This is a genomic window from Mesorhizobium sp. P2_F8 (assembly GCF_056403655.1).
Genome location: NZ_JBFUFB010000023.1, coordinates 26,484 through 53,374, shown reverse-complemented (window position 1 = coordinate 53,374; position 26,891 = coordinate 26,484). Strand labels below are relative to the sequence as shown.

The 26,891-nt window shown below is 58.0% G+C and carries 37 protein-coding genes and 1 pseudogene; 23 read left to right on the top strand and 15 right to left on the bottom strand.

The window, feature by feature from the left end; translation table 11 throughout:
• The coding region (locus tag AC1DZP_RS32665; RefSeq protein ID WP_477308097.1) for a hypothetical protein at window positions 1-243 on the top strand (243 nt) is incomplete at its 5' end.
• Between the two features lie 5 nt (window positions 244-248).
• Here AC1DZP_RS32665 and AC1DZP_RS32660 read toward each other — a convergent pair.
• The gene (locus tag AC1DZP_RS32660) at window positions 249-1,010 is read right to left on the bottom strand and encodes a membrane-anchored protein (protein ID WP_477308095.1); all 762 of its coding nucleotides are present in this window, start codon (window positions 1,008-1,010) and stop codon (window positions 249-251) included.
• A 9-nt stretch (window positions 1,011-1,019) separates the two neighbouring features.
• Entirely contained in the window at window positions 1,020-1,208 is a 189-nt protein-coding gene (locus AC1DZP_RS32655; RefSeq protein WP_477226498.1) for a DUF3606 domain-containing protein, read from the bottom strand.
• A gap of 369 nt (window positions 1,209-1,577) precedes the next feature.
• On the opposite strand from AC1DZP_RS32655, the pseudogene AC1DZP_RS32650 reads away from it, so the two are divergent.
• The 3 genes and pseudogenes from AC1DZP_RS32650 to AC1DZP_RS32640 all read left to right on the top strand — a co-directional run bounded on the left by AC1DZP_RS32650 (window position 1,578) and on the right by AC1DZP_RS32640 (window position 3,173).
• A pseudogene (locus AC1DZP_RS32650) lies at window positions 1,578-2,434 on the top strand (ATP-dependent DNA ligase).
• Window positions 2,435-2,637: 203 nt separating this feature from the next.
• A complete protein-coding gene (locus AC1DZP_RS32645; protein WP_477308094.1) occupies window positions 2,638-2,859 on the top strand; it encodes a DUF768 domain-containing protein in 222 nt (73 codons plus the stop codon).
• 71 nt (window positions 2,860-2,930) lie between these two features.
• Window positions 2,931-3,173, top strand: coding sequence for a hypothetical protein (locus AC1DZP_RS32640; RefSeq protein WP_477308092.1), 243 nt, complete (start codon window positions 2,931-2,933; stop codon window positions 3,171-3,173).
• Here AC1DZP_RS32640 and AC1DZP_RS32635 read toward each other — a convergent pair whose 3' ends face one another.
• The 3 genes from AC1DZP_RS32635 to AC1DZP_RS32625 all read right to left on the bottom strand — a co-directional run bounded on the left by AC1DZP_RS32635 (window position 3,174) and on the right by AC1DZP_RS32625 (window position 4,096).
• Window positions 3,174-3,392 (bottom strand): hypothetical protein, encoded by a 219-nt coding sequence (locus tag AC1DZP_RS32635; protein WP_477308090.1) that lies wholly within the window; start codon window positions 3,390-3,392, stop codon window positions 3,174-3,176.
• A 161-nt stretch (window positions 3,393-3,553) separates the two neighbouring features.
• Window positions 3,554-3,748, bottom strand: a complete 195-nt coding sequence (locus AC1DZP_RS32630; RefSeq protein ID WP_477308088.1) for a hypothetical protein — start codon at window positions 3,746-3,748, stop codon at window positions 3,554-3,556.
• 156 nt (window positions 3,749-3,904) lie between these two features.
• Window positions 3,905-4,096, bottom strand: coding sequence for a hypothetical protein (locus tag AC1DZP_RS32625; RefSeq protein ID WP_477308086.1), 192 nt, complete (start codon window positions 4,094-4,096; stop codon window positions 3,905-3,907).
• 823 nt (window positions 4,097-4,919) lie between these two features.
• On the opposite strand from AC1DZP_RS32625, the gene AC1DZP_RS32620 reads away from it, so the two are divergent.
• Both AC1DZP_RS32620 and AC1DZP_RS32615 read left to right on the top strand, forming a co-directional pair.
• Complete coding sequence (locus tag AC1DZP_RS32620) at window positions 4,920-5,141, top strand: DUF768 domain-containing protein (RefSeq protein ID WP_477308084.1); 222 nt, start codon at window positions 4,920-4,922, stop codon at window positions 5,139-5,141.
• Between the two features lie 7 nt (window positions 5,142-5,148).
• Complete coding sequence (locus AC1DZP_RS32615; protein WP_477308082.1) at window positions 5,149-5,313, top strand: hypothetical protein; 165 nt, start codon at window positions 5,149-5,151, stop codon at window positions 5,311-5,313.
• 4 nt (window positions 5,314-5,317) lie between these two features.
• Here AC1DZP_RS32615 and AC1DZP_RS32610 read toward each other — a convergent pair whose 3' ends face one another.
• Entirely contained in the window at window positions 5,318-5,803 is a 486-nt protein-coding gene (locus tag AC1DZP_RS32610) for a hypothetical protein (protein WP_477308080.1), read from the bottom strand.
• A 277-nt stretch (window positions 5,804-6,080) separates the two neighbouring features.
• On the opposite strand from AC1DZP_RS32610, the gene AC1DZP_RS32605 reads away from it, so the two are divergent.
• Window positions 6,081-6,533 carry a thermonuclease family protein gene (locus AC1DZP_RS32605; protein ID WP_477308079.1) on the top strand — a complete coding sequence of 151 codons (453 nt, stop codon included), beginning with the start codon at window positions 6,081-6,083 and terminating at the stop codon, window positions 6,531-6,533.
• 264 nt (window positions 6,534-6,797) lie between these two features.
• Here AC1DZP_RS32605 and AC1DZP_RS32600 read toward each other — a convergent pair whose 3' ends face one another.
• Window positions 6,798-7,007 carry a hypothetical protein gene (locus AC1DZP_RS32600; RefSeq protein ID WP_477308077.1) on the bottom strand — a complete coding sequence of 70 codons (210 nt, stop codon included), beginning with the start codon at window positions 7,005-7,007 and terminating at the stop codon, window positions 6,798-6,800.
• A gap of 126 nt (window positions 7,008-7,133) precedes the next feature.
• On the opposite strand from AC1DZP_RS32600, the gene AC1DZP_RS32595 reads away from it, so the two are divergent.
• On the top strand, window positions 7,134-7,664 hold the full coding sequence (locus AC1DZP_RS32595) for an inorganic diphosphatase (protein ID WP_477308075.1): 531 nt from the start codon (window positions 7,134-7,136) through the stop codon (window positions 7,662-7,664).
• 432 nt (window positions 7,665-8,096) lie between these two features.
• Here the strand turns inward: AC1DZP_RS32595 and AC1DZP_RS32590 are convergent, their stop codons facing one another.
• Complete coding sequence (locus AC1DZP_RS32590) at window positions 8,097-8,993, bottom strand: DUF72 domain-containing protein (protein ID WP_477308073.1); 897 nt, start codon at window positions 8,991-8,993, stop codon at window positions 8,097-8,099.
• A 120-nt stretch (window positions 8,994-9,113) separates the two neighbouring features.
• Between AC1DZP_RS32590 and AC1DZP_RS32585 the strand changes: the two genes are divergently transcribed.
• Window positions 9,114-9,356, top strand: coding sequence for a lysozyme inhibitor LprI family protein (locus tag AC1DZP_RS32585; RefSeq protein ID WP_477308107.1), 243 nt, complete (start codon window positions 9,114-9,116; stop codon window positions 9,354-9,356).
• On the opposite strand, the gene AC1DZP_RS32580 is transcribed toward AC1DZP_RS32585, so the two are convergent.
• Together AC1DZP_RS32580 and AC1DZP_RS32575 are read right to left on the bottom strand one after the other, a co-directional pair.
• Window positions 9,311-9,949: an outer-membrane lipoprotein carrier protein LolA gene (locus AC1DZP_RS32580; RefSeq protein ID WP_477308071.1), complete on the bottom strand. Its 639-nt coding sequence runs from the start codon at window positions 9,947-9,949 to the stop codon at window positions 9,311-9,313. The genes AC1DZP_RS32585 and AC1DZP_RS32580 overlap by 46 nt on opposite strands.
• A gap of 32 nt (window positions 9,950-9,981) precedes the next feature.
• Window positions 9,982-10,983 carry a L,D-transpeptidase family protein gene (locus AC1DZP_RS32575; RefSeq protein WP_477308069.1) on the bottom strand — a complete coding sequence of 334 codons (1,002 nt, stop codon included), beginning with the start codon at window positions 10,981-10,983 and terminating at the stop codon, window positions 9,982-9,984.
• Between the two features lie 377 nt (window positions 10,984-11,360).
• Here AC1DZP_RS32575 and ligD point away from each other — a divergent pair, with 377 nt between their 5' ends.
• Both ligD and AC1DZP_RS32565 read left to right on the top strand, forming a co-directional pair.
• Window positions 11,361-14,009 carry a DNA ligase D gene (gene ligD, locus AC1DZP_RS32570; protein WP_477308067.1) on the top strand — a complete coding sequence of 883 codons (2,649 nt, stop codon included), beginning with the start codon at window positions 11,361-11,363 and terminating at the stop codon, window positions 14,007-14,009.
• On the top strand, window positions 14,006-15,028 hold the full coding sequence (locus tag AC1DZP_RS32565; protein WP_477308065.1) for an ATP-dependent DNA ligase: 1,023 nt from the start codon (window positions 14,006-14,008) through the stop codon (window positions 15,026-15,028). The genes ligD and AC1DZP_RS32565 overlap by 4 nt, the downstream gene beginning before the upstream one ends.
• Window positions 15,029-15,085: 57 nt before the next feature.
• On the opposite strand, the gene AC1DZP_RS32560 is transcribed toward AC1DZP_RS32565, so the two are convergent.
• Both AC1DZP_RS32560 and AC1DZP_RS32555 read right to left on the bottom strand, forming a co-directional pair.
• Complete coding sequence (locus tag AC1DZP_RS32560; protein ID WP_477308063.1) at window positions 15,086-15,535, bottom strand: GFA family protein; 450 nt, start codon at window positions 15,533-15,535, stop codon at window positions 15,086-15,088.
• A gap of 154 nt (window positions 15,536-15,689) precedes the next feature.
• A complete protein-coding gene (locus AC1DZP_RS32555; RefSeq protein ID WP_477308061.1) occupies window positions 15,690-15,923 on the bottom strand; it encodes a hypothetical protein in 234 nt (77 codons plus the stop codon).
• A gap of 262 nt (window positions 15,924-16,185) precedes the next feature.
• Here AC1DZP_RS32555 and AC1DZP_RS32550 point away from each other — a divergent pair, with 262 nt between their 5' ends.
• From AC1DZP_RS32550 to AC1DZP_RS32530, 5 genes are all read left to right on the top strand, one after another.
• Window positions 16,186-16,434 carry a hypothetical protein gene (locus tag AC1DZP_RS32550; protein ID WP_477308059.1) on the top strand — a complete coding sequence of 83 codons (249 nt, stop codon included), beginning with the start codon at window positions 16,186-16,188 and terminating at the stop codon, window positions 16,432-16,434.
• A gap of 111 nt (window positions 16,435-16,545) precedes the next feature.
• The gene (locus AC1DZP_RS32545; protein WP_477308057.1) at window positions 16,546-17,523 is read left to right on the top strand and encodes an SDR family oxidoreductase; all 978 of its coding nucleotides are present in this window, start codon (window positions 16,546-16,548) and stop codon (window positions 17,521-17,523) included.
• Window positions 17,524-17,702: 179 nt separating this feature from the next.
• Window positions 17,703-17,912: a low affinity iron permease family protein gene (locus AC1DZP_RS32540; protein WP_477228097.1), complete on the top strand. Its 210-nt coding sequence runs from the start codon at window positions 17,703-17,705 to the stop codon at window positions 17,910-17,912.
• A 142-nt stretch (window positions 17,913-18,054) separates the two neighbouring features.
• Complete coding sequence (locus tag AC1DZP_RS32535; protein WP_477308055.1) at window positions 18,055-18,246, top strand: hypothetical protein; 192 nt, start codon at window positions 18,055-18,057, stop codon at window positions 18,244-18,246.
• Window positions 18,225-18,536: a hypothetical protein gene (locus AC1DZP_RS32530; RefSeq protein ID WP_477308053.1), complete on the top strand. Its 312-nt coding sequence runs from the start codon at window positions 18,225-18,227 to the stop codon at window positions 18,534-18,536. The genes AC1DZP_RS32535 and AC1DZP_RS32530 overlap by 22 nt, the downstream gene beginning before the upstream one ends.
• 393 nt (window positions 18,537-18,929) lie before the next feature.
• On the opposite strand, the gene AC1DZP_RS32525 is transcribed toward AC1DZP_RS32530, so the two are convergent.
• Entirely contained in the window at window positions 18,930-19,166 is a 237-nt protein-coding gene (locus AC1DZP_RS32525; protein ID WP_477308105.1) for an SDR family oxidoreductase, read from the bottom strand.
• A gap of 639 nt (window positions 19,167-19,805) precedes the next feature.
• Here AC1DZP_RS32525 and AC1DZP_RS32520 point away from each other — a divergent pair.
• The 4 genes from AC1DZP_RS32520 (at window position 19,806) to AC1DZP_RS32505 (ending at window position 22,876) form a co-directional block, all read left to right on the top strand.
• Window positions 19,806-20,645: a PRC-barrel domain-containing protein gene (locus AC1DZP_RS32520; protein WP_477308052.1), complete on the top strand. Its 840-nt coding sequence runs from the start codon at window positions 19,806-19,808 to the stop codon at window positions 20,643-20,645.
• Between the two features lie 633 nt (window positions 20,646-21,278).
• Window positions 21,279-21,797 carry a hypothetical protein gene (locus AC1DZP_RS32515; protein WP_477226451.1) on the top strand — a complete coding sequence of 173 codons (519 nt, stop codon included), beginning with the start codon at window positions 21,279-21,281 and terminating at the stop codon, window positions 21,795-21,797.
• 13 nt (window positions 21,798-21,810) lie between these two features.
• The gene (locus AC1DZP_RS32510) at window positions 21,811-22,224 is read left to right on the top strand and encodes a phage holin family protein (protein ID WP_477226452.1); all 414 of its coding nucleotides are present in this window, start codon (window positions 21,811-21,813) and stop codon (window positions 22,222-22,224) included.
• Complete coding sequence (locus AC1DZP_RS32505) at window positions 22,205-22,876, top strand: hypothetical protein (RefSeq protein ID WP_477308050.1); 672 nt, start codon at window positions 22,205-22,207, stop codon at window positions 22,874-22,876. The genes AC1DZP_RS32510 and AC1DZP_RS32505 overlap by 20 nt, the downstream gene beginning before the upstream one ends.
• Before the next feature lie 224 nt (window positions 22,877-23,100).
• Here the strand turns inward: AC1DZP_RS32505 and AC1DZP_RS32500 are convergent, their stop codons facing one another.
• Window positions 23,101-23,253 carry a hypothetical protein gene (locus AC1DZP_RS32500; RefSeq protein WP_477308103.1) on the bottom strand — a complete coding sequence of 51 codons (153 nt, stop codon included), beginning with the start codon at window positions 23,251-23,253 and terminating at the stop codon, window positions 23,101-23,103.
• 306 nt (window positions 23,254-23,559) lie between these two features.
• On the opposite strand from AC1DZP_RS32500, the gene AC1DZP_RS32495 reads away from it, so the two are divergent.
• Window positions 23,560-23,991 (top strand): hypothetical protein, encoded by a 432-nt coding sequence (locus AC1DZP_RS32495; protein ID WP_477308048.1) that lies wholly within the window; start codon window positions 23,560-23,562, stop codon window positions 23,989-23,991.
• Window positions 23,992-24,888: 897 nt separating this feature from the next.
• Window positions 24,889-25,497, top strand: a complete 609-nt coding sequence (locus AC1DZP_RS32490) for a cysteine hydrolase family protein (protein WP_477308046.1) — start codon at window positions 24,889-24,891, stop codon at window positions 25,495-25,497.
• Between the two features lie 81 nt (window positions 25,498-25,578).
• On the opposite strand, the gene AC1DZP_RS32485 is transcribed toward AC1DZP_RS32490, so the two are convergent.
• The gene (locus tag AC1DZP_RS32485) at window positions 25,579-25,896 is read right to left on the bottom strand and encodes a plasmid stabilization protein (protein WP_477227061.1); all 318 of its coding nucleotides are present in this window, start codon (window positions 25,894-25,896) and stop codon (window positions 25,579-25,581) included.
• A 377-nt stretch (window positions 25,897-26,273) separates the two neighbouring features.
• Here AC1DZP_RS32485 and AC1DZP_RS32480 point away from each other — a divergent pair, with 377 nt between their 5' ends.
• Window positions 26,274-26,780 carry a YciE/YciF ferroxidase family protein gene (locus tag AC1DZP_RS32480; RefSeq protein ID WP_477308044.1) on the top strand — a complete coding sequence of 169 codons (507 nt, stop codon included), beginning with the start codon at window positions 26,274-26,276 and terminating at the stop codon, window positions 26,778-26,780.
• Window positions 26,781-26,891 lie beyond the last annotated feature (111 nt).

Here is a 26,891-nt window from a genome sequence, read left to right as displayed (position 1 = left end):
GGGCCCGTCACGGCTTCCTCCGTGGCGGGTCTTTTGCTTTCCTACGGCCGGGTTGCTATGCCGCGTCTAATCAACGAGCACGATGAACGGTCTGTGCTTCGGCCGTTCGTGCCAAATGACCTGTCGCAGATCGCGCATGTCGACCATCTGGCCGCAGATTGGACATTGATAGAAATTGTCCTGTTCGTCGGAATGGTCGCCCCCGTGACGCTTACCAGGAATAGGCGGTCCAAGGTCGGATAGCTTCGTCATCTCGCTCGAACATCCGGTTGCGGTAAAGGTTCCGATCGGCCGCCAGCGCCCTGCCACAGCGGCAGCCCGATCGATACCACGACTTCAGGATCGGCCGTGAAGAGATTGGCACCACGGCCACGTAGCTTCAGCAAGATCGAGCTGTCCATGTCGCTATGAAGCCTCCTCAAGCCGAGCTCGTTGTAGACATGGCCGGTCGAGCCGGGATTGATGCCCGATATGACGACAGTCGAGCCGCCGCTGTTGAATGCATAGAGCACAGCGGTGATGCCGTTCGARAACTTCCGTGCATTGTCCAACTCGCTGTSGCGCGYGCCCATGACCGCCTCGTGCAGGGCAATGCGCTGGTACGTGCTAACCATCCGGAGCTGGTCGTAGCGATAGTTAAATGCCGCGAGGCCATCGCGTAGGCGCTGCTCTCCGAACKGCCAGCGCATCACATACARGATGCCGGTCTCTTCGCCGTTGAGAACGCGCCGTACGGCTACGGCATTGTCGTTCGTGCCGTCGACTTGGTTGAAATGGAGAAAGGTCGCGTCAGGTTTGGCGATGCCCCATTTCCTCGCCACCGACTGGGAACCGTTGACGGTGAGAACCGAAAAATTCTCGTCGAATCCCTTGGGCAGGTTAGATCCAGGGGCGGAGCCGACGACGAGCACTGGCCCGATGAACCGGGTCGGATGACGCGGGGGCTTGGGGCGGGAAAACCTGTAGACGAGTGCTTCCTTGATCGTTCGTCTGATCTTGGAGTAGCTCATCGGAAGTCGTCACCGCTTGCCGAGTGCTTTGGCTTCCGGTTCCAGTGTCGCCCGATCGTTGCCGTGGTTAGCTCTCAGTTCCTTTGCCTGCTGGACTGTAATGCCTGCCTTCTTGGCGAAGTACTCGACCTCGTAGTCCTCACTGCCCGCCACTCGGTCACGATCACGGAAATCGCGCTTAGTCTTATCGTCGGCCATTTCGGTTCCTCTCTATTGGCGGTTGATGATGCCGGAAACGTGCAGCCGGCGAGTTTGTTGCAGCCGAAATCCATTTGCCGCTCCGGAACCATTTCAGCTCGTGCAGGCGTCCATCTCTAGCGGTTCGTGTTCAGACTGATTTTGCCAGATGACTTGCCTCAAATCGCGTCGGTCGACGCACTGGTCGCAGGTCGGGCAGGCATAAAAATGGTCACCATCATCATTTGGCTGATCGCCATGGCGTCGGCCGACGATCGGCGGCCCAAGGTCAGATAACTTCGTCATCGGCGTGAAACTTTGAATTCGCCTAAAATGTTCCGGAACCATTTCAGCGCATGCTAATTTAATCGCGGCTTTGCGAGACAGTTCATGCGTTTGAAGTTCATCCCCCCTTGATGCCAACTCTGGTGGAGAAGCCACCCGAAGGCGAGGGATGGATTCACGAGGTTAAGTTCGACGGCTACCGGTCGCAGATCATCAAGGATGACGATGGCATGCGCATTTTCACCCGCTGCGGCCTCGACTGGACATCCGAATATCGCGACCTTGCCAAAGCCGCGGGCGAGCTTGATGTCGAGGATGCCGTCATCGACGGCGAGGTGATCGTCACCAATGAGGCCGGATTGTCCGACTTCAGGGCGTTGCGCAAGGCCATCACCAGTCGGCAGCAAGACCTCTATTTCGTCGCCTTCGATCTGCTGCATCTCAACGGTCATGATCTTCGCGACATGCCGTTGGAGGACCGACGCGAGATCCTGCAGGCAATGATCCCTGCCGGCGGTCGCATACAATTCAGCCAGGCGTTGCCGGGCGATGCCGCAAGCATTTTCCGGTTGGTCGAGCAGGCCGGCCTTGAAGGCATGGTTTCAAAGCGCAAGGACAGCAAATATCGAAGCGGTCCGTCGACCAACTGGCTGAAGGCGAAATGCTACACGATCGACGAATATGAACTGCTTGGCGTCGAGCGCGAGGCGGGTAAGCCTGCTTTCGCACTGATGGCGGATCGGGCGACCGGGAAGTATGTCGGCTCGGCTTTCATCAATTCCAGCCGCGAGATCGGCGAGCGCCTATGGAAGCGCGTCCAGGAACACGCCGGACCGCCGCCCAAGGGCATGAAGCGACCAGCCACGCAATGGGTCAAGCCGGGCATCATCGGCCGTGTGAAGCACCTACGCGGCGAGGACGACCTGCGGCATGCCTCGCTACAGGACTTCCGGGAAGAATGAGCAAGCGCGGCTATGCCGGGTGCGTTCCGCGATGGCGCAACGGAACATCAGACCATTCTAATTGTTGTTTGGTCAGCAGGGGCAGCCAACATTTCCCCGGCGAGTCCCTGTGATCCCTAGGGACGGCCCGCCGCTGCCGTGAATGGAGCGGCGGGTTCTTAAAGGTTAGGGGAACCTAATATCGGTACGCAGCTTCTTTGAGGATGAGCACACGCGGAATCAACTTCCTGGATCAATGGATTGCCAACAACGTTCCTGAGTCGACGAAGGCCGATGTCATCTCGGTTGACGAGCTAACTCACAAGCTGTTTGCCGATGCCAAATCGGTTGGGATCAAGCGCGAAGAGATCGACGAGGAAGTCGACAGCCTCTATCGAACGATCCTCGACGCGATTGTGCATTACGAACCGGGCTTGCCCGAATAGGCCTTGCCGGCCAATCCAAGATGAGGAATATAATCCTCCCGTTGCGGCGACCCCTTTAACGGAGTTCGCCTATGACTAGATCGAAACCATCCAAGCAATTATCGCAGGCTGAAATCGAGCGCTTTCTGGTGGCAGCGGAAGCGCTGCACTGGAGCATCGTGAAGCCGTTCATATCGCCGCATTGCGAGCACTACCGGCAGACGCGCGTCTTACATGAGGTGCTGTTGAAGGCGGTGCGGAAAGTGACCGGGAAGGAAGTCGAGTTTATCCCGTGGAACACCACTGGACCGGTGCGGCCCCCTACGGCGGGGTAGCTATCCCGCGCGCCTTATGAGGCCGTTGCGAAGTGTGCGCACCGCTGCCAGCAACTCGGCTTCGTTGGTCACGCCACGCTGAAACGTGGTCAGCACCGCCGCCGCCAAGTCTTCGCTGTCTATGCAGCCTGGATCCATTTTGTCATCGGAGCAGACCTGTTCAAAGACGCGCTGGCATAGGGCCAAGTCTTCAGGTCCAAGAAAATCACTCTGCAACATCCCAGCGCCCCACGTGAACGGCGAGAGTGCGGTATGCCTCCCAATCGGCGTTGCCATCAATGCGGTCGCCGATGACGTGAATTGTACGAATTCAGACGGGATTAGCGAGTCACATTAGCGCGGACTGAAGTCCTATACCTAACGTAAGGTTCGAAAAGCGCCTATCTGGCCTTGTCCTTACGGACTATGGAAAGCTTCGGCTGGTGGGCTTCCCGGATGATCGCCACAGCTTCGTCTCTAGTGATGCCGACCTTGCGGGCGTAGTAGGCGGCTTCCTTTTCAAGCCTGCCTTCGACCGGGGCTTCAATCGCCTGTTTTGCTTTCTGCTTTGCCTTCTTTCCCATGAGGCGAATCATAGCACATTCCCCTGCCCATCGCTCCGCCCGGGAACATTAGGCTCCTCTAAATGTTTATCTTGTGCGGCAGGTGATGCCCTCCATCATCTRCTGAAGATCGGGCCTCCGGTCGGCCCGCGCTTTGCCGAGGCGCGGGCTTTTGATCGACCGAGCGCGCTACAGCCGTCTGAATTCGGCAAGCCCTAAGCGTAGCCGCTGGCCCTCTGCATAGGCGAGAGCGAAAGATTCCAGCTCAAATGATCGGGTAAGTTCTTCGTCGCCATCGACCACGCGGACGAACCATTCTCCGCAGGCTTCAACCACTTCAACGCAAGGGCAAACCTTGCCGTTCGACGTTGCGCTATCCATCGCAGCCTCCCTAGAAAGCAACGGGGAACGTCCATTTTTATATGACCGTGGAACGGGCGCTTTCAATTCAAAAGTTAGTGCGTTTTTTACCATTTCGTAACGAATTTCAGGGGGGGACCGGTGCGGCGGCCCGACGCCTACTTTTGACACTGAACAGACCAGAAGGCGCCGAGCCCTTTCCGGCGGCGCTTTGAGGGAAGCGACGCCGAGATGTGAGCATAGTGCTCCCGCTAGAGTTGTCGGAATACAACCTTTTGGATGATGGCCGCTGCTGCCCTACATCCTGATCGAGACATACGACAAAAGGTAAATGATCGCGATGGTCCCGTAGCGAATACGACCGACAAGCCTAAGCTGCTCATGCCTCCCTCACTTTCCGCCCGGCGCGCTGTTGGGCAAATTGTTGGGGTGGAGAACGCCGGCCCAGGCGGAAAGCTCCACAAGCACAAGCTAATATAGTAGACATGCTGGCGCCTATGGTGTGATCGCGGAACCAACCTCCAGCCGCGGCGTTTGTATCGGGCGCTGCCGGAAACTTGCACACAGGACCTTTCGGCCTGCATTTGCCCGCTGCTTCCCCCCGAGGCAGCGGGCTTTGCCTTTTTGGCGCCAATGGCCATTTACTGTCACGGCAGGGCGCTGCTGCCCTTTTGGAACCAAATCAGGGTTTGCAGCTTCTTGGCATTCAACGAATACATGCATAAGGCACGCCTAATGTTCAGTGACAAAGAAACACGATTTTTAGAAGCAGGGCTGCTGGCGCCGTGCCGCTCTCGATCCTGATCGCGGTGGCGATGGTTAGCCTGACGTTCGGCTGGTTTGGATGAGCACGCGCGGCACCGACTTTTTGTACAAATGGATAGGTGCCAACGTTCCAGCAACGGCGGGGGCAGATATCATTTCAGTTGCCGAGCTCACCCAAAAGCTGTTCGCCGACGCCAAGTCGATAGGCATCTCAAGCACAGAGATCGAGGAAGACACCGGGAGCGTCTACGAGGCGATCATGGGCGCAATCGTGCATCACGAAGCTGGCGTGGCGGACTGACGATCGGATGACCGACAAGCCCGTAACGACCTACGTTGTGAGCGTTTTCGAAAAACCACACTGGCGCACCGTGCTGACCACCAAGGACAAGGAAAAGGCGTTCGCGCTCGCGAAGGAGATCGGCGACAAGGTGAGGATTGAGGAGATCACGCTGAAGCTGCAGAGGCGGTAGGTTGTTACTTCTTCTTCGGTGTCTGAGGTGGCACTAGCGTGACATAGGGTGTCCTCGGCTCCTTGCCGGGCTCCCGGTAAAACGGTGCCGACTCGCCGGGTGGTCCGAGCGATTTAATGTAAAGATACACCGAACGCATGTCGCTTTCGGTCATGGCTTGGACTTGGTACCAGGGCATCGGCGGCAATTGGACCTTGCTCTTGAGGTGGTTGACCCAAGCGTCCTCATCAAATCCCATTGCCGAATCCCTGAGATTTGCAGCGTAGGTCGTGCCCCAGGGACCCCGCCAGCCAATGGAGGAGCCTTTGAGCGCCTTCGCGGGATCGATCTTCCCATCGGCTTCCCGGTATCCTTCCGTGTGGCAGAAATGGCAGCCGCCGATGATCGAAATATACAAACCGCGTTCGACTGAAACCTCGTCGGCTGCCAGTAGTTGGCTGGATGGCACAATGCACAGAGCGACGGCCGCACAAAGATCGATTGTTCGCATATTCGCAGCCTCCGCTGACTGATTGATCAAAGGCGGGCCCGACAACCTTTTGGTTTTGGGAACTCCGAGACGCCGGGCCCTTGGGTGGATCCCTCAAGCCCCGTATATAATGTGCCCCTAATATAATCCGGTGGCAAACGCCCCCTTGCGTTCCACGTTATCAGTTGATCCTGATCGATCTCCGTGCGCAACCAGATGCCTTGGCCGGCCAGCTTCATAGGGTATAATGTGATCGCGGAAAGGGAAATTTCGAAACGGCCCATCGGCCATGTGTAGGTTGATCCTCGCTCTCGCCTTCGTGCTCACCTGTGGCCCCGTGTCCGCCGTAGAGCATTGGTTTGCTCATGACGGCGACACGCTTTGGCATGACAAAAAACGCGTTCAGTTGCTCGGTATCGATGCCCCCGAACTTTCGCAGCCGTGTTTTGATGCCGCTGACAAAATCTGGCCCTGCGGCAGGTATGCGCGTGACCACATTCGCCATCTCATTGCCTCCGGGGATGTATCCTGCACCATCGAAGGCAAGGACCGCTATGACAACGATGCCGGCGTCTGCTTCGTGGGAGGCATCGATCTCGCACGCGATCTGGTGAAACACGGATTGGCGGTCGCCGATAAGCAATTGCCTCGATACCTTGCCGAAGAGCGCGAAGCCCGCATTCTCAAACGCAACTTGTGGGCAGGGCACTTTGTCGATCCCGGCGAATATAGACGGGGTGGTCGCCGATAGGCTTGGTGCCAGCCTACATCGCCTCTGACGGTGCAAAGAAGCAGTTTTCGTGCTCCTCGGTCGGGTGCAGGCAGATATGGAAATTGTCATCGCTTGACGGAATTGCGGCATCATAGGGGACGAAATAGCGGTTTTGGCGAGTGACGCTATGGTGATCGCCAGGCCTCAAGATGATGACGTAGCCATCGGCTTGGGTGTCACGGTTGTGCTGGGAATCTTATCGCATTCTCCGATGACCGGATCGCCATGACAGCACACGCGGGGTCAACTTCCTGGATCAATGGATTGCACCTCATATGTCAACCAGCGGCAAAACATGCCGATGATGGACAAGGCTGCGCCGCCAACCAGGCAGGCTGTGAGCACATCGCTTTTCGAAGCGCTCGACCAGCTTACGATAGCGAGCATGATGACGCTCGTCGTCGAGATGAGATAACCCACTCCCTTCAGCATGTGCAAAAATGCTTTTGTCATATCGGACCTCTCTCCTTAGTCGGCTCTTCGGAACATTCCGTGCGCTCTGAAGTTCCATCGCGTGCCCGAGCCATTGGTGACGGACCCGCAGAGATCGGCGGCCAAATCCGAAAGAGAGGCATTTCGATGCACAACTACCTGAAGCTGCCAACAACCACCAAGGGCCTCATTCGGGTGGTGATCGAAACCCCGCGTGGCGCAACGGCGAAGCTTGCCTTCGATCCAGGAACGCGGGTATTCGGCTACGTCCGGCCCCTACCGGTCGGAATGACATATCCCTATGAYTGGGGTTTCATTCCSTCTACGTTGGGCGAAGACGGTGACCCTCTGGATGGGCTTGTGATCCATCAGGCATCGACCGCGCCTGGCGTTGTGATCAAATGCGATCTGCTGGGCGCCTTGCGSGTCAAGCAAAAAGACGAGGGCGGGAAGGTCCTGCGCAACGACCGCTATGTCTTGTGTCCCCACAAAGAAGATGCTCCCGACGAGCCGGCGGCGGATCATGTCCCCGATGACTTGCGGCGCGAGATCGAGCTGTTCTTTCACTCATCGGTGCTGGGAACCGGCAAGATCATCAAGTTCAAAGGTTGGCAGAACGCCGCGGAAGCTCGCAAGGCGATCAAGAAGGGCATGAACGCCTTCGGGGACCGCCACTGAGGCGCCGCCATGAGGCTCCGGGAAATTCGCGAGCAGCTCTTTGGCTGGGTAAGACCGCAGGTTTGACGCCAAGAAAGGACTTCTCGTCGACCCTGGCAGTGACCAACGTGCCGCCTCGACGCACACCCTCGGCATAGACGTGGGCATCATCCTCCGGGACGCCGGAATCAGTGAGGGCTCCGACGATACCGCCAGCAGCGACGCCGGAGATTTTTCTTCTCGGCGCCGAATTCACTCGCGCCTATTCCGTTCGACACGGCAGCAGGTCCGATCTGGACGCGCTGGTTCACAGTGCTTCGCCCGCAAGAGACGTCCCATTTCGTGCAAAGAAACGTCCAACTCTGCTGGCGTGGTGGCGCTGTTGGCGGTGGCGTGCGCGAGCGCAAAGATGACCGCGCCTATGCTAGGTCTTCGCCGCCCCTAGGCGGTTGATCATCTGTGTTCCTCTAGCAAGCGCCGCATTGCCAGGGCGTTCCTTGGCGCAAAGCCCTCATAGTCGTTGTTGAAATAAACCCAGGCTCTTCTTGCCCCACTGGCGCGGATCTTGTCAGCCCATCCGCTTAGCTCGTCTCTGGTGTAATCATGCCGGTACCAGCGCTCTGGACCGTGGAGCCGCACGTAGACATCCTCGGCTGTACGCACGAGGACATCCGGAAGACGAGGGCCGCTGCATGAGCAAAAGATTGTGCCTGTATTCCGAAAGGCCGAGTATACGGTCTCGTTCCACCAACTGGCGTGACGAAACTCCACCACATTGCGCCGGGCCGGGTCGAGTTGGCCGAGAATGCCGTTCAGTCGTGCCTCAGTGAAATGGTAACTGGGCGGAAGCTGGAATAGAAAGCAGCCCATTCTCTCGCCAAGGATATCGGCAATCATTCCAAAATCCTTTACGAGGGTTTTGGTCGCCTTGAACCTCTTGATGTGGGTAATCAGCTCACAGACTTTTACGGTATAGACGAAACTGCTTTTACCGGGTTGCCGAAGCCAGCTTTTGACGTTTGTGATCGTTGGCCATGAATAAAAGGATGCGTTGATTTCTACAGTATCGAATCGTTTCGCGTAGTAGTTGAACCATTCGCTTGTGGGCAGATCCGTCGGATAAAACTGTCCCCGCCATTTCCAGTAAAACCATCCCGAACACCCGACATAGGCAGATGCCTGCAGGCACGAGACGGTATCACGCTCTGCTATTGCCCCGGCCAATCGGGCGGTATGCATCTTGTCGGCACGTCCAACGTTTTCAATTCGCTGCTTTTCTTTGCGCAGCCTACGCCGCTCACCGCGCTCATTGGGTCCAAGTGCTTTCCGTTTGATGGCTTCCGAACCCATGAAATTACCCTTTCCGCCTTAACGCGGGGCATGGCCGGATGGCTCCGTTCAACTGGTTAAAGTGATCCAGGGGCGACCGCTGCCGATCACGGGACGGATCCAAGTAAAAGTCTGGTGTCGATGCGACGATGCGACCAGCCTTCGAAAGCGTCAGGCCGCCCTGACGCGTGCGCCGGTGCCGCGTTCAAGAAATCCGATACGAAGCTCAATGAGCTCTACAGGCAGATCGAAGCTTGCCTGAAGGACGATGCGGATACCAAAAGCGACCCTGGCTGCGTCCCCGGGGGTATCGGGAGAGAGGAGTCGAACCACCAACTTCAACGCGACTTCGTTGAGGTGTTGTTCTCCCGGTTTGCCGCGTAGTCGATAGTAAAGGTTCCCTCGGCAACGCGAACGCCCTGCTTCACGTTGAAGATTGTTACCGTCGTGGTCAGTCCCTTCTCGTCGATAAGGCTCCACTTGCGCAAGTCGAGATTTTTCCTGTCAAACATCATAGAGATATTGGAATTACCGAAGGATGATTTGTCAGATAGTTTAATAATTATCAGATCGCCTTCCTCCCTGATGCTTTTGAGCCGGCTGCCAGAGAGGTCGACCTTATTGTCGAGTAGCAGCTTGAGTGGCGTCTTCGAAAGCGAATAAAGCCGCGAGGTCCTAAGCTTCTTATTATAAACGACTACCGATTTGCCATCGGCAATGACGCTGATCCCCGATTGGCCGGCATAGTTGAATCGGATCTTGCCCGGGCGTTGGAGAAAAAACCTGCCACTGGTCCGTTCCGCCTTTGGGCCGGACTGGACGAAGTCCCCAGACATGGATTTTATTGAGGTGAAGTGATCGGCAATCGCCTGCGCGTCTACCGGTGCAGCCGGGAGCGCAGTTGTGAATCCATTTGTTGCGGCGGCGGCGACAATGACGAAACACCAACCACGCAGTCTTTTCGTCTTAGAGGCCATACCATTGTCCAACTTCACGTAGCACGCGCCTACTAGAGGCCCTCGTCAACTGACTCCACCGTTTCATCTGTGAAGATAACCTCTGTACCCTTTTGCACCTCAGAGGCGAGGTCTTCAGCATCCCAATTGGTCAGCCTGATGCAACCATGTGAGAACGTCTTTCCAATCTTGCCTGGTTCGGGCGTACCGTGAATGCCGTAGCTTTCGATGGACAAATCAATCCATACCGATCCAACCGGATTATTTGGCCCGGCAGCTATCGTGAATGGGCGGTTGGTCTTAACCCCCTTGAAGGCGAAGTCAGGATCGTAATGATAGGTCGGGTTGTGCACCACACGTTTGACCTCTGCCTGGCCGCTCGGCGCCGGCTTTTCCTGGCTCCCGATCGAAGCGGGGTACACTGCAAGCACTTTGCCGGAAGCGTCGAGCACGCGAACCTGGCGAGCGCTCTTGTTGACCTCAACTCTGGCAATAGCCGCAGGAGGATCGCCTCGGTCGATAGCTGGCACCAGCAACTTTGCGCCGGCCACCCTGAAGCCGATGCCGGGATTGAGCTTTTCGAGCAGCTGTTCGCTTGTGTGGAAGCGTTCAGCCATCTTTTCCACCGCATTGTGATAGCCAAGCCTAGGCAGGCGAGCCATTCTTTCCATGCGAGCCGGAATTCGCTTGGTAAACGGTCCACGCACATCCTTGCGCGTCAGCTCGTAGGTCACAAGGGCCGGGTTTGAGGATGTTGTGGCTAGCTTGTCCCAAGTCTCCCGGGTGAGCTTGCCATCGGAGGGCAAGCCGTTCGCCGCCTGAAATGCCCGGACCGCCTTGGCGAAGTTCTCTGCTCCTCGGCCGTCGATTAGGCCTGGCGAGAACCGCGCGCGATCCAAAAGGATTTGCGCCTTCAGCACGATCGGATTGACGCCCTTCGCTTCGCCGTCGTCGAATTGGGCATTGTTGACGGCGGCTAGGGTTAGGTTCGCCGCCTCCATCCTGCCGGATGCGAGGGCGAGCACCGCGGCTGCGAGAAGAACGGGCCTGATCATCGATATCAATCCTGCAGTTGCACGAGAATCTGCTTGTATGACGCTGCAAGGGAGATCTGGTTCCATTCCCCGGAGCTAAACATCGTCGGTCCCTTACAGGCTCGCTGGCCGAAGGGCTTGCCAATCCCCCAAAACTGTCGCCGGTGATGCAAGTCTCCACGCGAGCCGGCCACGGCCCCAACCGGCATCGAAGGTTTGATCTCGACTGGGCCTGTTCCTTCCCGACAGTGTTGCAACCGACGCAGAACTCGCGGTTTGGGATGCGGGGATCGCAATTGTTAAGTCGAAGGTTTTGATCGTCTGATTCCAGCGTTAGCCGAACAAAATCTCGCTCACGGCGTTGAGACTCGCGTTGCGACATCAGCCGGGGAATTTCCATGACAAAGGGCGAGCTTTCCACCTATAGGGCCAAGCGGGATTTCACCAAGACGGAAGAACCCAGCGGCGAAAGCACGATCGCGAAATCTAACCGGCTTCGATTTGTCATTCAGAAACACGCGGCCACGCGGCTGCACTACGATCTTCGCCTTGAACTTGATGGTGTGTTCAAGTCGTGGGCCGTTACCAAGGGACCGTCGCTGGACCCTCACGACAAACGTCTCGCAGTCGAGGTGGAGGACCATCCGCTAGGCTATGGCGACTTCGAAGGCACCATCCCCAAGGGCCAATATGGCGGTGGCACCGTGCAGCTGTGGGATCGGGGATACTGGGAGCCGGAAGGCTCTATGTCAGCTGAACAGGCTTTGGAAAAAGGCGATCTTAAGTTCACGCTCGACGGTAAGCGCCTGCACGGAAGTTTTGTCCTTGTGCGCATGAAGCATGATCGCAATGGCGGTAAACGCACCAACTGGCTGCTGATCAAGCATCGCGACAAATACGCGACCGATGGCAATGGCGACGCGGTGCTGGCGCAGGACCGATCCGTCGCCTCTGGACGAAGCATGGACAAGATTGCCGCAGGAAAGGGTGTCGGACCGAAGCCATTCATGATGCAAGGCTCAGAGGTGGCCGATGCGGATGCCGTGTGGGACAGCAATCGCGGCCATGCTGCTGACGAGCGCGCTGTCAAAGCGTCAAAGCCATCTCCGCGCCCCAAACGAGCTTCTCGTGCTTCAGCGGCGGAAATGCCCGACTTCATCGCACCGCAGCTGTGCCAGACTGTTTCCCGGCCCCCAGCGGGAGCGAATTGGGTCCATGAAATCAAGTTCGACGGCTACCGCGTCCAGCTGCGTGTCGAGGATAACGCCACCACGTTGAAGACCAGAAAAGGCCTGGATTGGACGGAGAAGTTTGGTGCCATCGCAAAGGAGGCGGCCAGCCTTCCCGATGGCATCATCGATGGCGAGATTGTTGCGCTCGGCGAGAATGGTGCTCCCGATTTTGCCGCCATGCAAGCTGCCTTGTCCGAGCGCCGAACAAACGATCTCATCTTCTTTGCCTTTGATCTGTTATTCGCCAACGGCGTTGATCTGCGAAAGCTGCCTCTCTTGGAACGTAAGGAGCAGCTGAGCGCGATGCTCGGTAAGGTCGATCGCGGCGAGGACAACCTTATCCGCTATGTGGAACACTTCACCAACGGCGGCGATGCGGTGCTGCGCTCCGCCTGTCGTCTGTCGCTTGAAGGCATCATCTCCAAAAAGGCTCATGCAACCTATGTCTCGGGTAGGACCGACACCTGGGCAAAATCGAAATGCCGCGCCGGACATGAGGTCGTCATCGGCGGCTGGGCCACCACCAACGGCAAATTCCGGTCGTTGCTGGTCGGCGTCAATCGGGGCGAGCATTTCGCTTACATCGGTCGTGTCGGAACCGGATACAGCGAGGCAAAGATCAAGCAACTGCTGCCGAAGCTGAAGGAGATGCAGGCGGTCAAGTCGCCATTCACTGGCGATGGCGCGCCAAAAAAGGATTCAACCGTCTTTTGGACAAAGCCCGAACTGGTTGCGGAAATCGAATTCGCCGGCTGGACTGGCGGCGGCAATGTCAGACAGGCCGCCTTCAAAGGCTTGCGCGAAGACAAGCCCGCGAAAGAGGTTGAGGCCGAGAGACCCGCCGATCCTCAAGCGACGCAGATTGCCGAACCCGCCAAGGCTACTGCCCGGAGTGGGAAAAGCCCGGTCGTCCTGGGTGTCATCATCTCCAAGCCTGACAAGCCGCTGTGGCCGAATGCCGGCGATGATGGCCACCCGGTCACCAAGCTCGATCTTGCAGAGTACTTTGAGGCCATTGGCCCCTGGATGATCAAACATCTCAAAGGTCGCCCCTGTTCGCTTGTCCGAGCCCCTGATGGATACGCCGGCGAGCAGTTCTTCCAGCGCCACGCAATGCCAGGCACGTCGAATCTGCTGGAACTGGTGACAGTCTTCGGCGACCACAAGCCATATCTGCAGATTGACCGCGTTGAGGGCCTGGCTGCGATCGCTCAGATCGGAGGCCTCGAGCTGCATCCCTGGAATTGCCAGCCCGATCATCCTGAAATTCCCGGGCGACTTGTCTTCGACCTCGATCCCGGTCCGGAGGTTGCCTTTGCCGAGGTGGTAGCCGCAGCGAAGGAAATGCGCGATCGTCTCGAAGATCTGGGCTTGGTGAGCTTTTGCAAGACGACGGGCGGCAAGGGCCTGCACGTTGTCACCCCATTGGCCGCCCCGCGCAACAAAACGACATGGCCAGAGGCCAAGGCCTTCGCGAAGGCGGTGTGCATGCAAATGGCGGCGGACCGTCCAGACCTCTATCTCGTAAACATGGCCAAGAAGTTGCGGACCTCTCGGATCTTTCTCGACTACCTTCGAAATGATCGCATGGCGACAGCCGTTGCACCGCTGTCGCCCCGTGCCAGAGAGGGTGCGCCGGTATCGATGCCGCTGACATGGGGGCAGGTGAGGGCGGATCTCGATCCGAAAAGATATACCGTCCGCACCGTGCCGGGCCTCCTGAATAAGACCGTCGCTTGGGCGGACTATGATGATGGCGAACGGTCGATCAGCAGTGCCATCAAACGGATGGGTTCAGCAAAGCTCGCCGCATGACATCGAGAAATGTGAAGCCGCCGCCTTTTCGCCTTCCGTTGGATACTGCGCCGATGGAGGCAAAGGCTGCCGACGCGTTGCCTGCTAACACCGGCCAATGGCAGTACGAACCCAAATGGGACGGGTTTCGCTGTCTGGCCTTCAAAGCTGGCGATGAGGTGGACTTGCGAGCAAAATCAGGCAAGCCGCTCGGCAGATATTTTCCGGAAGTCGTCTCGATGTTGCGTGAGCTAAAAGCCAGGGAATTCGTCGTCGATGGCGAGATCGTTATCGAAGTCGATGGCTCGCTTTCCTTTGACGCGCTCCAGATGCGGCTGCATCCGGCAGAAAGCAGGATTCGAAAACTGTCGATGGAAACCCCGGCCAGACTGATCTTGTTTGATATGCTGGCCGGTTCCGGTGCCAGCTTGATACATCAGCCTTTGCAGGTCCGGCGCATAGCGCTGGAAGCGTTCGTAAAGTCGGTTGAAAGTATCGGCCTTGAGTTGTCGAGCTGCACCCAGGATTTGGCGACTGCAACGAAGTGGCTCGGCGACTCGGGGCAGGGGTCAACGGACGGCGTCGTGGCCAAGCTGCTCAATGACGAATATCGGCCCGGTGAGCGCACCATGCTCAAGATCAAACCCCTACGCACTGCTGATTGCGTGGTCGGAGGGTTTCGCTACCTTGCGAACTCGCGCGAGGTCGGCTCCTTATTGCTTGGCCTCTACAATGATCAGGGCAAACTAGACCATGTGGGATTTACATCGACAATCGCGCAGCAAGACCGGACAACGCTAACGCGACGACTTGAGGCTTTGCGAGCGCCTCCTGGGTTTACAGGCAAGGCGCCCGGCGGCCCCAGCCGCTGGAACACGGAAAGAAGCGGACAGTGGGAGCCATTGCGGCCAGAGTTGGTCGCAGAGGTGCGTTTCGATCACGTGACCGGCGATCGCTTCCGGCACGGCACCAAATTCCTTCGATGGCGGCCCGACAAGAGTCCGGAGCAGTGCACGTTTGAACAGATCTTGCAAAAGTGAAGCGCTCGTTTTGCGGCCAGCATGAAGGTGTCCTGGCATCCGCCGAGCGGCGCAAAATCATTTGTCCGGTTGCTGCTGCGGGGCTGGAATTTCCGGTTCCGGTGGCGGCGCGTCGATGGCGTGGGGCTCTCGGTCATGTTCGAACTGCTCGGCCCACTGCAGATCCATCAACCAAGGTTCGCGCCGGCCGATCCAGAGTTCGTAGCCGGGTATGATGTCGCCGGGAGCAAGATCGAGAGCGCCGAGCGATATCTCCGCCTCGTCACCTCGTAATGAAGCGACACGAAATCCGCAATCGGGGCAAAAGCTTCTTCCTTCAAACGTCTTGAGTTCGCCGGCTCCCTCATAGGAAGATCGCGGCCAGACTCCAAAGAAGTTGAAAGCACTGCCGCTTGCACGTCTGCAATCCTGACAATGGCAAAGGCCAACGCGGAGCGGAACGCCTTTGACCGAGAAGCGAATCGCACCACAGAGGCAACCCCCGTTGCGAATGTCATCTTCCCTCATGTCGCAGCTCGCATTGGAGGATCACGGTTCTCATCGGGGTTAGGCATTGGCAGCTCATCGGGCAAAAGATCCGGGTCGGGCTCTCGCACGTCAGGTGTCCAGGTCGGCGCATCCACCGGCGGTTCTTCGCTCGGCTCACGTTTGGGCTGCATGGCTACGCTCCGGGTCTGCCGGTCGGGCGAGAGGTCTTGCCGACCATGGGCCGAGCGTCGCTCTGTCTGGCCGGGAAGGGGTCTGCGAGAGGGTTTTTAGGCGGTGCGCCAGCTGTCTCGGGGCTGGACTGCCCGTGACCCGCGCCTTCGCCGCTTGGGGTTTTTCGCTCGATTTTGGCGCCGGCCGCCTCCGGCTCTTTGACAATTGCATCGTTGAGATTCTTGATCTTCGCCATTCCGGTTGCCTCCTTTGCTGGCCAACGACCGGCCGCAAGGAATGTTCCATTTCAGGCGGAACTGATAGCGAGCGGGGCTGTTATCGGTCATCACACGGGAGATCGACAACAATGTCTGGCAATCAAAACCGTCGCGAAACCGGTGCAACAAAATATCCGGCCAAGACCGGTGCCGACCCGTCCGATGCATTCTCCCAGGACGCGGCTGGCAACAAGAAGCCCAAGACAGGGGTTGGACTAACGCGCCCTGCGGATGAAGTGGATGACCGGACGCACCAGTCAGACGGTCAGAACCCTCCTGGCCAGGTGTCGCCGGGCGGTAGAAAGAGGGATCGGCCATGAATTGCCCGCACCTTTCCGCAAGGTCTTCGAGGCTGAATGGTTTGGGTACTTGAGCTCTACCGGCCATGAAGACACCGGTCCGAGCGCGCTGTCGCTCCCGGGCTGCGAAAGGCAGACGGAAATCGGTTTTGGTTGCATCCCTCTTTTTGGCTACGCGGCGGGCTTCTAGGCTCGCTTAGACAGGCTGCAAGTGACGGGCACTCAGCGAGCTTTTTTCCAGTCAGCACAGCCAACTTTTTCCTTAAACGCACGTTGTTCCTTTGCAACCGAGGAGACATCGATGCCGAGCGACACGAAAACCGACACTTCGACGACCGTGCGAAAGCAGCGGCGCATACAGCGTAAGGTCGACGCCGACGATCGAATGAAACCAAAATCGACACCCGTCGGCGCGATGCAGGCCGGCGCGCGAAAGTACCCGGCGCCGCCGTTTCCAAAGCAGCATCATCCGAAACCCGGCCATGAAGCAGAGATCAAGCCAGCTCCGCTATACGATGCACCGTTCTGGCGCGGCTCTGGCAAGCTCGAGGGCAAGGTGGCGCTGGTCACCGGAGGTGATTCCGGTATTGGGCGTGCGGTCGCCGTCCTGTTCGCACGCGAAGGCGCAGACATTGCGATCGTCTATCTGTCGGAGGATGGCGACGCCGAGGTAACGAAGCAGTCGGTGGAAAGCGAAGGCGGCCGCTGCATCACCATCCGAGGAGATGTCGCGGACCGAAACTTCTGCCGCAAAGCTGTGGCCAACACGGTCAAGCAACTGGGAGGGCTCGACGTGCTCGTAAACAACGCAGCATTCCAGGTGCATTCAACGGATTTTGCCGACCTGACTGAGGAGCATTTCGACACCACCTTGAAGACCAACCTCTACGGCTATTTCCACATGGCCCAAGAGGCGGTGGCGTATATGAAGGCCGGCTCGGCGATCGTCAACACGGGGTCCATAACCGGAATAGACGGGTCGAAAGAACTGATCGACTACTCGATGACCAAGGGCGGTATTCACGCCTTCACGAGGGCCCTGTCAGGCAACCTTATCGGCAAAGGCATTCGCGTCAATGCAGTCGCTCCGGGGCCGGTGTGGACACCGCTCAACCCGTCTGAAAAGCAGGCTGACGATGTCTCGCAGTTCGGCGCGAAAACACCCATGAAGCGCCCAGCACAGCCGGAAGAAATCGCACCGGCCTATGTCTTTCTGGCATCGCCGCAATGTTCGAGCTACATCACCGGAGAGATCCTGCCGATCATAGGGGGCTATTAACGAACGGCGGCGCCGGGCAATCATGGACTAAGCCCGTCAATACGTTCGCAAGAATGCGCTAACCGCTTCGGCTACAGAGCGTGGTGGTCCAGTGCGGCTCAACCCGGAGGTTCCATCCGGAACGCTTGCATGTCCAACGGGTTGTTGGCGCCGATGGCAGGAGCGTTGGAGCCGTAAAAATGGAAAAGACGTTCAATCTGGTCGCCAACGCGGTCGCACACGCAACTGGGCGCACTTGGGCTTTTGCGCTATCCTTGGCGCCAGTGGTCGTCTGGGCCGCGACCGGGCCAGTTTTCCATTACTCTGAACCACAATCATTACCTTCCTCATGGTATCCTGATCCAGAATACCCAGAATCGCGATGTCCGCTTGGCCCGCGCCAACCCTAGCCCGTCCCAACTGGCGCCGACCATTTGACGGAACATCCCGACGTCAGCGACGTTTGAGCGGATGGCTCTCATTACCAAGTTTGCATCTGCCGTGGTGGTTCTGTCTAGCACGTACCAGCGCATTGCCCTGCACGAGGCGGTCATGGGCRCGCGCCACAGCGAGTTGGACAATGCACGGAAGTTTTCGAACGGCATCACCGCTGTGCTCTATGCATTCAACAGCGGCGCGTCGACTGTCGTCATATCGGGCATCAATCCCGGCTCGACCGGCCATGTCTACAACGAGCTCGGCTTGGGAGGCTTCATAGCCACATGGACAGCTCGATCTTGCTGAAGCTACGCGGCCGTGGCGCCAATCTCTTCACGGCCGATCCTGAAGTCGCGGTATCGACCGGGCGGCCGATCGGAACCTTTATCGCGACAGGATGTTCGAGCGAGATGACGAAGCTATCCGACCTTGGACCGCCTATTCCTGGTAAGCGTCACGGGGGCGACCGTTCCGACGAACAGGACAATTTCTATCAATGTCCAATCTGCGGCCAGATGGTCGACATGCGCGATCTGCGACAGGTCATTTGGCACGAACGGCCGAAGCACAGACCGTTCATCGTGCTCGTTGATTAGACGCGGCATAGCAACCCGGCCGTAGGAAAGCAAAAGACCCGCCACGGAGGAAGCCGTGACGGGCCCTTTTTCTCTGTGCCTGGTTGAGGGGACCAAGCATGACCAGAACTTCACCTTCCGCAACAGGTTCCCTTCTTGTGCACAAAAAAGCCCGCCACTTTTCGGCAACGGGCTAAGGGTTGGAGTGCTGGGGATCAACCAACATGGGTCAACGAGCGGCGGAGGGGTTGGGTTGCGCTTGCCGTGCCTGTAATCGTATAGCGCCGTCCAGCGGCTCGGCTCAGCAACCTGGCTTCTCGCATGAGCGACCAATTGCGGCCACCCAGAAGGCTGACAAGCTCAATTGGGTCGCCACGCTTGCTCGTCGTTCTGCGCTTTGACGCGACCATCCACCTAGTGGGCGGTGTAAGCCCCGTCCACCAGATGGTAGCTTCCAGTAATAAAGCTAGCCTGATCGGACAAGAGGAAGCACACAAGAGCAGCTACCTCTTCCGGTTTCCCGCGCCTGCCCATCGGCTGGAGGTCTGCCATGCGCCGGTTAGCTGCTGCCTCCACTTGCTCGATGCCCAAGCAATGCACCGCCCTCGACTTCAGCGGCGCGGGACACGGGGTCAATGACGTATGGTTCATTGCCGACAGATCGAGAACGATTCCACCATGCAGGTCGGGGGTGGCCATGCAACAGAAGCAGTGGCCCCGAGCCGCGTAGCGAAGCCTCAGGCAGATCCAACATCTCGAGATTGAACTTTTCGAACATTCGCCCCTTTCGGCGCAAGTTCAATCAAGCATGTCGCACGGGTCCGACAGGCAGTCGTTTCCTAACCCCGATGGTGCGCCCACGACCAAACCCTAGTTCGAAGGGAGGGCGGGACCTGCATAAGATTGCTGCCGGCAAAAACAGACGTTCTGGCCCACAGCCCAGGGCGGCCCGATCTCGGATTGGCTAGCGGTATGCTAGCGCGATTGCCGATCGGCCGTCGGACGTCCCCTACTAAGCAAGCCATTCCGCGAAAAGGATCTCATCGAGAGCATCTTTCACCAGTCTAAGGCAATCAAGGCACGGTAGGGCAAGCTCGCCGCTCAACTCGATCTCGGCCCGGACTTGCATGTTCGGGAAAATCCATATCAACGCGCAGACCACAGGTCTGCGGAAACGGAACTTGTCCACGAGAGGCTCGTTGTCACTGTGCATAGATGCCGCGCCCAGCCGCCTTGCACGGGTTCAGCCGAGCGCGGCGTGCATCAACGAAACGCACAAGGAAACATACCATGATCCGCAAACTTTTGACCACCACCGCCATGGTCACGCTGCTGTCATCAGGCCTGCTGGTATCGGGCGCCCATTCTGAAGATGCCACAAAGCCTGCCAACACAACGCAAAATGCTGCTGCAACCGAGCCTGTGATGGCCCCTGACGGGAGCCTCGTGAGCAAGATCATGGGCACTGCGGTCTACAATAGTGCTGCAGACAATGCCGAGAAGATCGGTGACGTTAATGACATTGTTCTCGCCAAGGACGGTAAAGCCAAGTTCATCATCATTGGTGTAGGAGGCTTCCTGGGGATTGGCGAAAAGAACGTCGCTTATGATTTCAGCAAGGCTGAATGGGTTGAGAAGAACGGCAGCCGGTGGTTGGTCGCCAAGACAACAAAGGAAGATCTCCAGGCCCAGGCGAACTTCGACACCAAGGCCTATGACACAGTCGCCACCCCCACTGCCGCGCCTGCGGTTGCCACTGACAACACCGCCACTGCCGCCATTGACAAGTCGGCGCTGACCGAGATGCCAGCGGATAAGATCAGCGCGGAGAATTTGATCGGAACCACCGTGTACGGCGCCGATGATGCCAAGGTTGGAGAGATCGGCGACGTTGTTTTGAGCACAGACAAGAAGGTTGATGCCATCGTTGTCGACGTCGGTGGTTTCCTTGGCATCGGAGAAAAGTCGGTCGCGGTTGGAATGGAGCAGCTGAAGTTCATGACCGACAAGAACGGCAACCGCTACCTCTATACAAACCTTACGAAGGCGCAGCTCGAAGCGCAGGCCGCCTACGACAAGGGCACCTATGCCCAGAATCGCGACAAGCAGCGCATAATTCTTGGCAAGTAGAGCTTTTCGGCCTGGCTCGCGTCGATCGTGACGCGAGCCAGTTAGAGGGAATGCTGGTTGGCGAGAATCGCGAAGGCGGAACATTAGCAATTCCGGATAGTTGAATTAGTGCTTCGGATGCCGCTGCTTGGCTCCGTCGCAGGCTGATGTGCAAACATCGGCCGGCCCGCGCCATCGGTCCCTCCTTGGCGCGGGCCCTATCACGTATCCAAGACGGCTGAGCTTTGTTCCCCATGATTCCACTGATGAGATGTGACGGTGCGCCAACGAGAAAGGCGCCAGATCGTTCAGCCCGGTCGCATGACGCACGGCTCTTCCGTGGCCAGGATTTCTTGGTGCTGGGAATGGTCGAGCACTCCCTCTGAAAAATTGACGGTGGCGAGCCGATACCCGCTTCATGTTAGATCCTTCCGCCCCGGATTGATTTGCACCAGTTGGCGAGCTCGCAAAAAGCGCTGCGTAAGCCTTGTCGATTGCTCGCGATGTCATTTCCGACAGAGGTGATTGGTTAGACGTTAGGACCGCCTCCAATGCCGTTCGCGGCGCTGGGCAGGCGCAACAGGATTATTCTGCAAACGCAGGAACCGCAGGCTTGTGGCGAAGTTCCACTCTACACAACAGGAGTGAAACATCGTGAACACGTCAGACACAAACGACTTTCTCGGATCGGGTCTGTCCAACGAGAATCAATGGCAAGCTGATGCCAACCGTGCCGGCAAAAGCAAGGAGGCGCTCGGCAAATTGAAGACGAGCGCGGCCGAGACAGCCGCCCACCTGAAAAGCGCTGCGGCCTCAGTGTCGACCGACGCTAAGGACTATGCCGGCTCTGTCGCTTCCGACGCCGCTGGTGCGTTCAAGGAAGCGGTCGAGTCCAACAAGACTGCCGGAGCCGATGCGATTGCCAACATCGCGCACTCCGTCAAGGAGGCCGCTGACGGGATCGAAAAACAATCGCCTCAGGTCGCGAGCATGGTGCGGAGTGCAGCGGAAGGTGTGGAACGAATCTCCACCGACGTCAGAGACCGCAACGTCGGCGAACTGCTCGACTCCGTTACGAAATTCGCGCAGCGCCAACCGGCGGCGTTCTTTGGAGTCGGGATCCTCGCCGGCGTGATGCTGACCCGCCTCATGCGAAGCTCGGATCGTTCCTGAGAGGCTTGCTTAGATGGACGATGGTATCGATCGCCGGCCCTTCGGCAGCATCGTCAACGAGGCGCTCGAAAAATTCGCATCGTTGATCCGGTTGGATTTGCGCCTGCTAGAGGCGGAAATGAAGAGCAAGACTTCCACAATCGTCTCGTCCGGCGCCTGTGGGATAGCGGCTGTTGCCCTGTTTGTCTTGGCATCGTTTGCCATGGTCCAATTCTTGATTCTGGTGATGATCCATCTTGGCATCAGCCCCATAGTCGCCTGCTTGGCAGTTGGCATCGTCTTGTTTGGCGGAGGTTTGCTCTCCCTTCACCTGGCGAAGCGGGCGCTTATCGGCTGGACCATCACTCCCGTCGAGACCGTAAATCAGGTGCGAAGCGATATAGCCGCATTGAAGCAGGGGATACGCTATGGCACAACACAACGATGACCTCCACGAGATCATGGCGCAAAGCAGGGCCGAACGTCAGGCCCTGTTCGGTCCGGTCAGTGAAATAAGCCGCCGCTTGCAACCCCGGCATTTGGTCGACGTGACTACGCGGTATGCCAAGGACAAGGTAGCCGAGGCGGTGAGTGGTGTGTCAGACGCCATCAAAGAAAACGGCGGCACTGCGGCTGCAGTAGCACTCGGCGCGGTGGCGGTATTTGATGCGGGCAGAAGAAGTGTTGACAGCCGCAAACCGCCGACGAACCCCAATGGATTTCCTTGGGCGACTGAAACACATCTGGCACCGGATGGCCCGGGCGGGGCGACTATTCCAAGGGCGAAACCCTCACGACAGCCCGTCACCAACGCCGCTCGGACCAAGGTGCTCGCCGGTTCAGTTGGAGGGTTGTTGATTGGCCACGTGATTGCCCGGTCGTTTGATCCAACCGCAACGGAACGTAAGCTGTTCGGGAAAGCGTCGGGCGAAGTCCAGGAAGCAGCCTCCGAATTTTTCAGTCAGCATTTGCATGGCGCAAAGCTTGTGGCGGCTCAGGCCTTCGGATTCGCTAGATACTCTGCTGCGTTCCTAGCGGTTATGGCTGCGGTTAGCGATTACATGAGGGGTGCGAGCGATGGTGGCGACCGCCCCGAGTAAATCCTCAACATCATGGCGGCTTTTTCCAGCACGCTGTGCAGAACTCAGATTTCGCAGCGCTTCAACGCGCCTTCCTGGCAGGTTTGCTGGATAATCGATGAAGAAGAAGGTGCTGTCCGGAATGAGGACGCCTTCCTAGATCACACATTTAACCGTCCAGCGACGCTGCAAATTATGCGGACCTGGCGCGCAACCTTGGCTCATGGCAGTCGCACTTTGGCTACTCACGGGGGCGGATTTCCGGATTGGCAACGGGAAGCGCAGTCTGAGGTTTGTTTCCTTAGCAAGCGTCGCATTGCAAGGGCATTCTTCGGCGCAAAGCCCTCATAGTCGTTGTTGAAATAAACCCAGGCTCTCTTTGCGCCGCTGGCTCGGATTTTGTCGGCCCATTCTGTTAGCTGTCTTCGTAGTCGTGCCGGTACCAGCGCTCTGGGCCRTGAAGCCGCACGTAGCCCGCGTCATCGGCGCGGGCGCCAAGGGCGATCTTTTCCAAACGATGAAGGATGAATCGACGGTCCCGCCTGCGAGGCTAAGGAGTTTTCTCCGACTGCCCCACAATGCGAAGTGTCAGTCAAAATTGGCAACCGCGATTGTCTGTTGAGATGCCGTCTGCCTGCTCTTGTCAGCGCGTCCGGGCGCGATAATTTTTGTTGGGAAGGGGACTTCGATCAAAGGAGCCGATTATGAAACACCAAACCCTGGACCAACTGCAGACAATCGCAGAAGTGGAACCCTTTTCGACATACCCGATCATGACCCGGCAGCAGCGCATGGAGCGCTGGGCAGACCTGCTGGAAGAACATCCCGAGCGGCGCCTAGGAGCGCTTACCGGCACTGAGCATCAGAGGGGGGAAGACCGCGACGCAGTACGCAGTGAGAACTCGCCGATCACGGTGGCCTTCGAGGATCCAATACTGCGTTCACTGGGCCTGAAGAATGATACCTATGGGGAAGCAAAGCGCTTCTTCGACCTGACAGATTGGCAATTGCACGATATCGTCTGCAGTTGTCATGTCGGGACCACGATGCGAGGGCAATGGGCTGCTGCAAGAGTGCGCCGGACGATCAATGAAAACAGGTTTTTCAGATGGCTCAGAGAGAGGATGTGGCACTGAGGTCACCTGAGACAGCTAAATCCATTTGACCCTTTTCGGAGGGATGTAGAACACGATTTGGCGGGGGCTATTGGCTTCGTTGGTCCCCCGCTTTGGCGTTGAGGAAGTTTTTCCAGCTAAGGTGACGCCCGGTAGTACGATTTAGGCGAGGGCATACCGAGGTCGCCACTCAAGATGACAGGCGGCAAGATACCCTCGGCGCCTGGGACGCGCCGTCCGTGTATGTCCTCGCGCACGCTGAAGCGAAACGCGACACTCTCGATGTCGAGAGGCAGCGGAACCCGCAGAACAAGCTCCTTAGCGGCAGGTCGCCGAACTGGGCGCAGGAGTTGGCTGCCTTGCCCGCAAAGTCCCGTCAGTGCCTGGTTTTTTGCGGGTTCGGTGCGTCGCGCCTGCGTTCGGGCTTGACGTCGTGGCGGGACATCAAGCAGGAGGTGGAAGCGACTACTGCGGATGACATAAAAGAATGCTGGTCGTCCGAGTCAGCTCCTGACAGTCGCAGTGAGCATTTTCTACTGGGCGGCCAAGATTGCAGAGCAAGTTCACGCAGCGCAACGCGTCCAGACTGGTCGATCCTAAATTGAGCAGGGCCACTGGGTCTTTGACGCTGTCGAGACGATCGACCAGAAGTGACTGCGTTTCGACCCGAAAATCGCTTCCGCGGTTCGACGCCTCGTCGCGCGAGCTTCGTGGAGGGGTATTGCTCTTTCGCCCGGCGAGCGGCAGGCCCGTTAGCCCTCCCGGCAGAGCCCCAGACCTTCAGGACAACGTCTGCGACGCCGGCTCGCCGAGTCGGTTCCTTGTACCTGGCTTAGGAACGAGTCCGCACAAGTGACGTTTCGTGTCCTTGACCGCGGTGGGGAGTATCAAGAAGGCACCGTTGGTCGGGAGGTGCTGATGTCAATGCCAGGTCTGGCATATGGTCCCTTGGGCGAGCGATCCATGCATATCTGTGTTGATATGCAGCGGTTGTTTGCTGAGCCATCGGGTTGGGCGACTCCCTGGATCACCCGCGTACTCCCGCAGATCGAGAGGTTGGTAGAGAGACGCGCGCCGCAGACAGTCTTCACGCGCTTTTTGCCTGCGCTGAAGCCGGGGCAGGGTGTGGGGACATGGAAACGCTACTACGAGCGCTGGGCATCGATGACGGTCGAGAATATCGGTCCCGATATGATCGAACTCTTGCCGACATTGGCCAGCTACTGCCCGCCAGCTGCCGTCATCGATAAGTGCATTTACTCGCCTTGGTTCGAAGGTCGCCTCAAATCCTTTCTGAGGGAGCGTGACGTCGACACGCTAGTCATCACCGGCGGCGAAACCGATGTGTGTGTTCTGGCAACGGTGCTCGGTGCCATCGATTTCGGCTATCGCGTGGTCCTAGTCACAGACGCACTGTGCAGTTCTTCAGATGCAACGCATGACGCACTGCTCACCGTCTATCACCAGAGGTTCGCACAGCAGGTCGAGACCGTGGAGATGGAGACGGTTCTTTCGAACTGGGTTTGAAATACGCCTGAACTGGATCGTCGACCGATCGGGCGTGGTCAATCAAAGGGGCGCCGAGTTTTCGAGGGGTTCAAGTCGCGGTCAATGGGCTCGATGTTCGCCATTCCGCTTGCGCGTGGCCGCAGCTTTCTTCGCCGACTGCGAGCGGCTCGCAGCAGAGCGCGCGGCGGATGCCTTGCCGCCAGCTTCACCGCCCTTGTGGGCCGCGGGATGACCTGTGTGCTTGCCACGGCCGGAGCCGCCCTCTTTCTTACCGCCGCCATCGTCCTTGTTGACAGTTGCCCATGCCCGGCGCTCGGCTTCCTTCTCGGAAACCCCACGCTTCTCGTAGCCTTCGGCAATGTGGTCGGCTTTGCGTTCCTGCTTTTCTGTGTATTTCGATTTGTCGCCTCGTGGCATGGCCATTTCTCCTTTTGAAACGATCTGAACGAAAAGGGTAAGCGTGAGTTCCAACCGTTCTTGAGAAAAACCAAACTCCATTTGGGGACGCTGTCGGCAATGATTTCGGCTCCCGCATCGGCCTTTGAAGACAGTAGCAGCAAGACGATGAGCCAAGAATATTTTCTTCGAGACGGAGGCTGCCCTTAACGTGTGACGAGACAAAGGCTCCTTATCGGAGGATCGCAGGTTTTCGAAAAAAGTACTGACCTTTCGTCCCGGGAGGAACCCCTCCGCTATCGGCACGTTGACCACGCAAGCCGGGCCAATCCCGGTCTTAGCGGGTGGCGCGTAAACTCGCCACCGAAATCAAATTAAGAGCAATGAAAGGCAAGGCCATGGGCTTCTTTTCGAAGGACATCAAAACACTCGACGATCTCTTCGTGCACACGCTGTGCGACATCTATTACGCTGAAAAGCGGATCGAAAAGGCGCTGCCGAAGATGATCGACAAGGCAACCGACCCGCAATTGAAAGCCGGATTCAAAAAACACCTGGACCAGACTAGGGGCCATATCGAGCGCGTCGAACAGGTGTTCGAATTGCATGGCGTCAAGGCCAAGGAGGTCAACTGCCCTGCAATCGACGGCATTCTCGAGGAATCCGACGATGTGAGCGGCGACGTCGACGACAAGGAGGTTCTCGATGCGGCGCTGATTGCATCAGCACAGGCCGTCGAGCACTACGAGATGACACGTTATGGCACGCTCATCGCCTGGGCGAAGCAGCTAGGCCGTACTGACTGCGCCAATGTGCTGGCCAAGAACCTGAAGGAAGAGCAGGCGACCGATCGCAAGCTCACCGAAATGGCGGAAAACAAAATCAATCTGCAGGCAGCCGAATAGCCCAACCACTCGGAGGCGACCAGCCAGCATTAGGTCGGCCGACTGGCTGGCAGTTCTTTGTGCGCAGGAAATGGGCAGGCCACCGGGCTCGCTCCCGCCGGACGTTTGAGC